10 protein-coding genes are annotated in these 9,668 nt (G+C 32.8%); 2 read left to right on the forward strand and 8 right to left on the reverse strand.

Features of this window, described 5'->3' with window-relative positions; all coding sequences use genetic code 11:
* Window positions 1-332 precede the first annotated feature (332 nt).
* Complete coding sequence (locus tag ACI3VO_RS16255; RefSeq protein WP_439758915.1) at window positions 333-626, forward strand: helix-turn-helix domain-containing protein; 294 nt, start codon at window positions 333-335, stop codon at window positions 624-626.
* Window positions 627-678: 52 nt separating this feature from the next.
* On the opposite strand, the gene ACI3VO_RS16260 is transcribed toward ACI3VO_RS16255, so the two are convergent.
* The 8 genes from ACI3VO_RS16260 to ACI3VO_RS16295 form a co-directional block, all read right to left on the reverse strand.
* A complete protein-coding gene (locus ACI3VO_RS16260) occupies window positions 679-1,044 on the reverse strand; it encodes an ACT domain-containing protein (RefSeq protein WP_439758916.1) in 366 nt (121 codons plus the stop codon).
* A gap of 82 nt (window positions 1,045-1,126) precedes the next feature.
* Complete coding sequence (locus tag ACI3VO_RS16265) at window positions 1,127-2,488, reverse strand: MATE family efflux transporter (protein ID WP_439758917.1); 1,362 nt, start codon at window positions 2,486-2,488, stop codon at window positions 1,127-1,129.
* Between the two features lie 10 nt (window positions 2,489-2,498).
* Window positions 2,499-3,287: an ABC transporter ATP-binding protein gene (locus tag ACI3VO_RS16270; RefSeq protein ID WP_439758918.1), complete on the reverse strand. Its 789-nt coding sequence runs from the start codon at window positions 3,285-3,287 to the stop codon at window positions 2,499-2,501.
* An 18-nt stretch (window positions 3,288-3,305) separates the two neighbouring features.
* Window positions 3,306-4,316 (reverse strand): FecCD family ABC transporter permease, encoded by a 1,011-nt coding sequence (locus ACI3VO_RS16275; protein WP_439758919.1) that lies wholly within the window; start codon window positions 4,314-4,316, stop codon window positions 3,306-3,308.
* Window position 4,317: 1 nt separating this feature from the next.
* A complete protein-coding gene (locus ACI3VO_RS16280; RefSeq protein WP_439758920.1) occupies window positions 4,318-5,319 on the reverse strand; it encodes a FecCD family ABC transporter permease in 1,002 nt (333 codons plus the stop codon).
* A 105-nt stretch (window positions 5,320-5,424) separates the two neighbouring features.
* Window positions 5,425-6,357 carry an ABC transporter substrate-binding protein gene (locus ACI3VO_RS16285; RefSeq protein WP_439758921.1) on the reverse strand — a complete coding sequence of 311 codons (933 nt, stop codon included), beginning with the start codon at window positions 6,355-6,357 and terminating at the stop codon, window positions 5,425-5,427.
* 164 nt (window positions 6,358-6,521) lie between these two features.
* On the reverse strand, window positions 6,522-7,922 hold the full coding sequence (locus ACI3VO_RS16290; RefSeq protein WP_439758922.1) for an MATE family efflux transporter: 1,401 nt from the start codon (window positions 7,920-7,922) through the stop codon (window positions 6,522-6,524).
* A 54-nt stretch (window positions 7,923-7,976) separates the two neighbouring features.
* Complete coding sequence (locus tag ACI3VO_RS16295; RefSeq protein ID WP_439758923.1) at window positions 7,977-8,195, reverse strand: hypothetical protein; 219 nt, start codon at window positions 8,193-8,195, stop codon at window positions 7,977-7,979.
* A 173-nt stretch (window positions 8,196-8,368) separates the two neighbouring features.
* On the opposite strand from ACI3VO_RS16295, the gene dpaL reads away from it, so the two are divergent.
* A complete protein-coding gene (gene dpaL, locus ACI3VO_RS16300; protein WP_439758924.1) occupies window positions 8,369-9,598 on the forward strand; it encodes a diaminopropionate ammonia-lyase in 1,230 nt (409 codons plus the stop codon).
* Window positions 9,599-9,668 lie beyond the last annotated feature (70 nt).

Genomic DNA, 9,668 nt, shown 5'->3' on the forward strand with positions numbered 1-9,668 from the left:
GATTATATAATAATCTTCTTTCCTTAAATTAACCTTAACTATAATTAAGTTTTTTAATTTTTCCTTTTTATTTATAAATTTTATTGTTTATACATCATTTTTGATGTATAATTATATTAATAAATCATATAATATTAAGAAAGGTAATCCAATGAACATAAATAATTATTGCACCATAGTATATAGTTGCTGATATAGACAATTTATACATAGTTCATGCTTGTAAAAAACAAAAGGGTAAAGCTGAATATTTTGAACTTCAAAAAGCTATTGATAGAGTTAGAGAATTAGAAAAGGAACTAGATAAAAAATTTATATAAAGAGGTGATTTTATGCCATTCGTGAAATGTGATCCTAAAAAAGAACTAGAAAATGAATTAAAAAAAGACACAAATTTAAAACAATACTGTGATGAGTTTGAACAACAATATCAACTAAGAAAAGAATTATTAGAAATAAGAAAGAAAAAAGGTCTTACTCAAAAAGAAGTCGCAAAAAAAAGTGGTCTCACTCAACAAATGATATCTAGAATTGAAACTATAGGTGGAAATACTCCTACTTTAGATACATTTATTAAATACGCAAATGCTCTAGATATGGATATAAAAATTCAAGCTCGAATATAAAATACAAATATCACCAACCACTATAATACGGTTGGTGATATTTGTATTGATATTAATCTATAATATATCCGTTATTTCTAAGAGCAGTTTTTGCCTTTTCTATACTTTGTTTTTTAACTAAGATATAATCTGTATCGTATGTAGAGACAGTAAATATTCCTATTTTGCTATCAGCTAATATCTTTGATATCTTAGATATAATGCCTATCAACGAAAAATCTAGAGTTCCCTCTATTCTAAATCCAACCCATCCATCGTCGATCTTCAAAGCGTCCTTTGGAATAGATTCACTTTGGCAAACTAAAGAAAGCTCATTGTCTGTTTTACCTATAAATAAAAACTCATCATCAAAATTGATATCTGAAATTTTCTCAACTTGACATATTGCAAATTCCTTATCGATAATTTTTAACTTCATATATTTTCCTCCGAAAAAATTATTTACTCCCCAAAATTATCCCGATAAATATATTCTGCGTTTACCTAGATAATTTCATACCTTATTTAATATTATAATCATTTTTGTAGTTTAATGCAGTTTCTCCTCTGATTTCTTTGGCTAAAAACACGCCTATTATCAAAGCTGCTGAAATATCGGCTATAGGTTGGCTTAACCAAACACCCTTCATGCCCATAGCTTTTGATACTACGCTTATAATTGGAATAAATAATATAACTTGTCTTAACAAAGTCAAAAATATAGAGTGCTTGACTTTTCCTATCGACTGAAAATATATCGGTCCAAGTATACAAATTCCAACTAACGGCATAGTAGCTAAATATATATTTATACCACTTAGACAAATTCTCTGTAATTCTATATCCTTGGTAAATATACCGACAAACATATCTGGATAAATTTTAATCGATAAAAGTCCTAAAGTTAAAAACACAACCGCTACAAATAACCCCTGCATCAATACATTTTTAGCTCTAGCAAATTCTTTAGCACCGTAATTGTAAGCTATCAAGGTCTGCATTCCCTGACTCAGTCCAAATATAGGCATATAAAACATCAACGATATCGATGTAATAGCAGTCATCGCTCCTATCGCCAAATCTCCACCATATGCATGCAAAAACTTATTTGTAACTAGATGTATAAATCCAGTCACAATTTCCATACAAAATGGTGTAGCTGCCACAGTCAAAATAGCGACTATTACTTTTCTATCTAATCTTACATTCTCCAACCTTAACCTTATATTAGATTTTCCTCTAGTGAAATAATAAGTCGTCCATACAAAATTTATAAACTGACATATAACAGTCCCTATTGCCGCACCCTTTATTCCAAATCCGAAATAAAATATAAACAGCGGGTCGAAAACCAAATTAAGCAGTGAGCAAGTTATCATAATTGTAGCAGCAAGCTTCGGTCTGCCATCAGCCCTTATAGCTGCATTCAAGCTAAATCCAGCTAAATTTATAACAGAACCCATAAGCATTGTCGCCATATATTCCTTTGCGTAAATAATAGTATTATCACTCGCCCCAAATGTATATAAAATCTGATCTATAAACACAAGACATACTACCATAGATACAATCCCACCTAGGATTTCAAGTGCAAAAGTGCTTCCTAAAATTTTTTCAGCTTCTTTTATCTCGCCTCGACCTAATTCTATAGATATATTCGTGCTACCTCCAACTGACACAGCAATTCCAAATGCTCCTATTAGAGTAAACACAGGCATCGTAACTCCAAGACCAGATATAGCATATGCTCCTACTCCCTCCATCGAGCCTATAAAAGCTCTGTCTACTGTGTTGTACAAGCAAGTGACTAGCATAGCCAATATAGCTGGTATAGAGTATTTAAATAGTAATTTACTTATATTGTCCTTCGCTAAATTGTCCATAATAACACTCCTACCTAACCATATCGTAAGTTATACAAACTGGCTTTTTAGTTCTAGGATCTTCTACTATCTCACTATCTATATTGAAAAGCTCTCTTAGGTTTTCCTTTGTCATGACCTCTTCTGGACTTCCCTCGCAGCAAATTTTTCCCTTTTTGATGCCTATCATATGGTGTGCAAACCTAGCTGCATTGTTTAGCTCGTGTATTACCATTACTATTGTGGTGTTGTATTTTTTGTTTAATTCGTCTAGCACCTCCAATACCTCTAATTGATGAGCTAAATCTAGATAAGTTGTTGGCTCATCTAAAAGCAGTATATCTGTCTTTTGGGCTAAAGCCATAGCTATCCAAGCTCTCTGTCTTTGGCCTCCAGATAAATCCTCTATTTTTCTGTTTTTAAATTCATATATTCCTGTAGCCTTTAACGCCCAGTCGACTATCTCTTTATCTTCTTTTTTATCTGACCTAAATCCGCTTTTATGTGGAAATCTTCCATAGGCAATCAGTTCTTCTACTGTCAATCCATTTGGAGCCTGTGGACTTTGAGGTAAAACAGCCATATTTTTTGCAATTTCCTTAGAACTTTGTTTCTTTATATTTTTAGAATTTATATATATCTCTCCACTTTTTGCAGTTAAAATTCTAGCTATCGTCTTTAAAATCGTCGATTTACCGCATCCATTTGCACCTATAATCGTCGTAATTTTTCCTTTTGGTATTTCTAAATTTAAATTTTCTACTATATCTACATTTCCATAAGAAATATTTATATTTTTTGTCTCTATTGAATTTGTCATGAATTTCCTCCTTAGCAATTAATTTGTCTTTATCATCAAGTAAATAAAATACGGTACTCCTATCACAGAAACTACAAGCCCAACTGGTATCTCTAGCGGTGCAAATACATTTCTAGCAATTGTATCTGATACCAGCAAAATAAACGCGCCGACTAATGCTGAAACTGGTATCAGTCTTTTATGAGCAGGACCAACTAATTTCCTAGCTATATGTGGAGCTATAAGTCCTAAAAATGCTATACTTCCAGCAACTGAAGTTGCAACTCCCGCTAAAACGACTGCCACTACAATTAATTTTCGCCTTTCCTTTTCCACATCTATTCCAAGGCCTACAGCCATCTCGTCACCTAGATTTAAAACATCTAGATATCTAGATTTATAAAACGCAAATACTCCAAACACAGCTACAAAAGGAGCGATTATAAATACGTATTTCCAAGTCGCTCCCCATATACTTCCGTTAGTCCATGCCACTACTCTGTTGAACTCCTGAGTCGTAAATTTCAACTGAAAAACTGTAAGCAATGCAAGAAAAGCTGTATTTATCCCAATTCCGATTAACAGCAATCTCGATGAATTTATTCCCTTATTCCAAGCCAGTACATATATTAAAAACGATCCAAATAAAGCTCCTATAAGAGCAACTATAGGCATAGTGTATATAGTGAAATTACTTATTCCGTCGTATACATTTCCATTTAAAAAATACATATACATAACTACAAACAAAGCAGCTCCAGAATTTATACCTAATATACCTGAATCCGCCAAATCATTTTTCGTGACTCCCTGCAAAATAGCTCCAGCAATTGCAAGCGCTGTTCCAACTAAAACCGCCATAATTATTCTCGGCAATCTCAATTTAAAAATTACCAATTCTTGATTCTTTGTTCCAAGACCAATCAAAGTCTTGATTACATCCATAGGCGTTGTATTTGATGATCCTAGATGTAAGCTGATTACAAAGGTCGAAAATATAAGAGCTATTAAAACGAATACTATAATCGTAAATTTTTTATTTTTCTTCATATTAATTCATATCCTTTCTGATAAGATATATAAAAACAGGAACTCCTAAAAGCGCCGTTAAAGATCCTATTGGCGTCTCATAAGGTGGATTTATAAGCCTAGAAAATACATCGCTGTAAACCAACAAAACAGCTCCCATCACAAACGAGCAAGGAATTATATATTTATAATCCACACCAACTATTTTTTTGACTATTTGAGGGATTATAAGTCCGACGAAAATTATATTTCCAGCTACAGAAACAGATGCCCCTGTCAGCAAAATAACTATTATCAACGCTATAAATCTCGTACGGTTTGTATTTTCACCTAGACCTATAGCCACCTCCTCACCTAAGCTAAGGATGGTGATTTTTTTAGATAAAATCATGGCAAGACTTATACCGATAATCCCCACTATTAAAAGCAGTTTCACTCCCTGCCATTTAACTCCTATAAATCCTCCACATATCCAAAAGCTCAACTGCTGCGACAAGTTAAAATACATACAGACTCCAGTCGCCAACGATATAAGCAGTGTTCCAAGCGCCGTCCCAGCCAAAGTAAGCTTCACAGGATCTACCTTGCCAATCGACCTTGAGCTTACGAAATAAACAAACAATCCACTTATACCTCCTCCTAAAAAAGCAAATACCATTAGTGAAAATCCACCTACAACTATATTAGGATTTATCTGCTGTAAAACTAAGGCCACAGCCACCATAAATGTAGCACCCTGAGTTATACCTATAACCGATGGCTCTGCTATTGGATTTCTAGTTATCCCCTGCATGATTGCACCCGACACCGCCAAAAATCCTCCGACCAACATACCTGCAATCGCCCTAGGTATTCTGACATCTCTTATAATTTTCGATTCTATATCACCGTTATTTGTAAATAAACTATCTACCATAGTCGAAAAACTTATATCCTTAGCACCTATAGATACCGATATGAATATTCCCAAAGTCAGTAGCATAAGCCCTAAAACTATCAAAATATACGAATTTCTTTTATTCAAACAATTCACTCCTTTTTTGAATTTTCTAATTTATCCTCTAAATTAAACTAGGTGAATAAATAAATTTATTCACCTAATTTAAAATCAACCTCGATTTTCATGTTATTATATTAAAGCTTTTTTAATTTCTTCTAACAATAATTGTCTTCCCATTGGATTGTAAGCCTGTGAGAAGAACGGACTTGCATTTAAGAATACAAAGTTTCCTTCTTTTACAGCTCTTATCTCATTAAATACACTGTCTTTTTCTAAATCCTGCTTATCAGATTCCATCCCGATTACTATTATGTTATCTGTATCTATTTCTGTAAGACCTTCTATGCTGACAGTCGGAAGAGTTATGCTATCTTGCTTTGGCATGTTTGCTGGTTGTTTAAGTCCCATATCTTCTTTTAAAATAGTTCCCATTCCACCTTCTGTAAATATCATAAATTGTCCTGAAGATGCAAGAGCAACTACATATGATTTATCTCCTTTAGATTTCTTTATTTCATCTCCAACCTTCTTAGCTTCTTCATAGTAAGAATCTAACCATTTTTTAGCATCGTCTTCTTTTCCGAATAATTTAGCAACTTGTTCTAAATTCTTCTCCCAATCATTTGAGTAATCCTCAAGCATTACAACTGGCGCAATTTCTTTTAGTTCATCGTATATTTTTTCTTGTCTCGGCGCCATTATTATTAAATCTGGTTCAGCTTCTATTATCGCTTCTATATCCATAGTATCGCTCATTGAATGTCCAACTACTTTTACATCTTTAAAAGCCTCAGCCATATAAGATGGTACGTTTTCTGTATCATAAGAATCTACGTTAGCAGTTGCTACTGGAGTATATCCCAATATAGCTAATTCCTCACTACTTCCAGAAATATCTACTATACGACTTGGATTTTCCGGTATTTCTACTTCTCCCTTTGAAGTCTCTACAACTCTCATTTTAGTTTCTTCTGCTGCTTCATCGCTATTTGAACAGCCTGTAAATAGCATCATCGATAATATCGCTATCAACGACATTGCTAGTATTTTTATTTTTTTCATAATTTATTCCTCCGTTATGATTTTATTTATCTATAGATAATGATTATCAATTCTTGTAGGTAGATTATATTCAAATTTTAAAATGCTTGCAATACAAATCAGCTATTTCCATAACTTACATATATTCAAAAAAACTGGAGATAATTTGTTATCTCCAGTTCATTTTAATTACAATCTAAACAGCTCTCAGATTTATCCTCAGTCGAGCTTTGTTTTTGATAAAGCTTTTTGCTTTTATACAGCACTATAAAAATCAATGCCATAAATATTCCTTTGAAATTGCTGCTTATTGTAACACTCCACCAAATTCCATTAAGCCCAAGTAAACTCGCTCTGCTAAGTAAAATCGCCATAGGAATTCTAGCCAAATTCAAAGTTATGCTCACAAAGGAAGGTATATATGTTCTACCTAATCCTTTAAAAATACCTGTAACAGTTATCTCTATACACATAAGTAGCTGAGAATAACCCAATATTCTCAAATAATCTGTTCCCTTTAAAATAGCATCAGGCTCATTTATAAATGCACTAAATATACTTTTTCCTAAAAATATTAGAATTGCCGATGTCACAGTTCCCCAAATCAAAGCTCCTATTATACCTATTTTGCTTCCCTTTTCAATTCTATCGTATTTGCTAGCTCCGTAATTTTGACCAGTAAAAGTCGATAAAGCAGCCGCAAACCCATCTGCACTCATCCACGAAATTGACTCTATCTGAGAGCCTACCTTCTGAACTGCAATTGCCACTGGTCCAAACGACGCCACTATAACACCCATAGCCATCGATATAAGCGTAAATAATGCATTTTGAATAGCTACAGGAAATCCTAATTTATATAAAATTTTAAAATACTTCCACTCTATATTTCTAAAATACTTTACCTTGAAGTATTCCTCATTATTTTTCACTATAATACTTATAAATACAAAGCTAACTATAATCTGAGATGTCACAGTCGCAATACCTGCCCCATTCACTCCAAGTGCTGGTATAGGCCCAAGACCAAATATCATAATTGGATCCAAAACTATATTTGCAATAAGGCCTATTGTATTTATCTTAAAAGGAGTCTTGCTATTTCCAAGACCTATAAATATCGATGTAAAAACTGGATTTATAAAGTAAAAAATCATTCCACATGCTACTATTATTAAATAACTCCTAGACATAGCTATTACTTGATTATCCCCCAAATTAAAAAGACCTATAAAAGGTTTATTGAAAATAATTAAAATCAAGCTATACGTTATAGATAAAAATATATTTAATTCTATAGATGATTTTATATAGGATTTAACCTCTTTTATATTTTTTTCACCCATACTCTGTGCGACCTTTACTTCTCCTCCAATTTTTGAAAACAAAATAAATGCCATGGCAAGCCATGTATAAAAACCAGCAGTTCCAACTGCTGCAACTGAGTCACTTCCATTTCTCCCTACCCACATCATATCGGTTAAATTATATGCTATCTGGATAAAGGAGGTAGCCATTATAGGGATGGCTATTTTTACTAGCTTTTCTACAATTCCCCCTTCTGTCAAATCAATCTTTTTGTCCATATTTTCCTCCAAAATTTACACAACTAAATACTTTCAATATCCACACAAAAATAACTAAAATCCAAGCGATTTTAAATCTAATCTACTATATGATACAAAAGCTAATACCATACCTATTATAAAAGCTAATAATATTATTAACTTAACATAATTATTGACTTTAACTTTTTTCCTCAATTGATACATAATCATAAAAACAAAGCTTATTATACTTATAAAAATCGCCATAACGCCGACAGTAAGTACAAATCCTGTCATTAAAAGGCTATCCATAATATTTCCTCCTTACTTTTTTATAGTTAACAATATTGTATCATATATTTTATTTATAAAATATTGTAGTTATATAAATCAGCAATATTTAGGTAGAAATAGGTAAATTTATAAAATATAATTATATTAATGGGAAAACCTTTATTATAAAATTTATTATAAGGAGACTTATCATGATTAAATACAAAGAACATTTTGGAATAAGTATAATTTCTACTGAAACAGACCCTTCAACTGACGTAGATTTTTTAACAGAAGCTATTGTAAACGATGTTGAAAAATTTCATAAGTCTATAGAAGGCTACGAAAAAACACCACTAGTTAAATTAGACAATCTAGCAAAAAAATTAGGCGTAAAAAACATTTTTGTAAAAGATGAATCCTACAGATACGGTCTTAATGCATTTAAAGGCCTTGGTGGCTTATACGCTATATTTAGAATTGTATGCGATAAATTAAATTTAGATCCTTCTTCTACAACATTTGAAGACCTTCAATCAGAACAAATAAAAGAAAAATTAAAGGATATAGTATTTGTAACAGCTACCGATGGAAATCACGGTAAAGGAGTGGCTTGGGCTGCAAATAAGCTAGGCTGTAAATCTGTTGTATTCATGCCTAAGGGTAGTGTATTAGCTAGAGCTAAAGCTATCGAAAGCATGGGAAATTCTACTGTTACAATAACTGATTTAAATTACGACGATGCAGTTAGAAAAGCGTCTTCTCTAGCTGATGAAAAAGGCTGGTACTTAGTTCAAGATACTGCTTGGGATGGATACGAAGATGTTCCTAACTTCATAAGCCAAGGCTATACTATCATGGCGAAGGAGGCATTAGATGAATTAAACGAGCTTGGAATAGAAAAACCTACTCATTTATTCCTACAAGCTGGCGTTGGCTCTATGGCAGGAAGTGTGCTTGGATATATGGTCAATAGATTCGATAAAAAACCGCCTATAACCACTATAGTTGAACCTGCTACTGTGGCATGTATTTATAAATCTGCACTTGCAGATGACTCAAAGCCTCACGCTGTTACAGGTGACCTACAGACAATTATGGCTGGTCTTAACTGCGGTGAACCAAATACTGCTACATGGCCTATATTGAGAGATTATGCAAGCTTCTATGCTGCTTGTCCAGATTATGTAACTGCTAGAGGAATGAGAGTACTGGCAAGTCCTATAAATGACGATAAAAAAATTATCTCTGGTGAATCAGGTGCAGTCGGAACTGGTCTTTTATCTATTTTAATGGAAAAGTATGAATTTGCCGATATAAGAAAAGCTATGAATTTAGACGAAAATTCAACAGTTTTAATATTCAGTACAGAGGGAAATACTGATCCTAAAGGATATGATGAAATCGTATATGATGGAAGAAATTATAGTCCTTTTGTTTAAGATTATGGACTGATTTATAAAAATATTTTACTTAATACCAAGGAGGATAAATCTATGAAAAAAGCTGTAT

The sequence above is a fragment of the Intestinibacter sp. genome (assembly GCF_051866655.1).
GTDB lineage: Bacteria > Bacillota > Clostridia > Peptostreptococcales > Peptostreptococcaceae > Intestinibacter.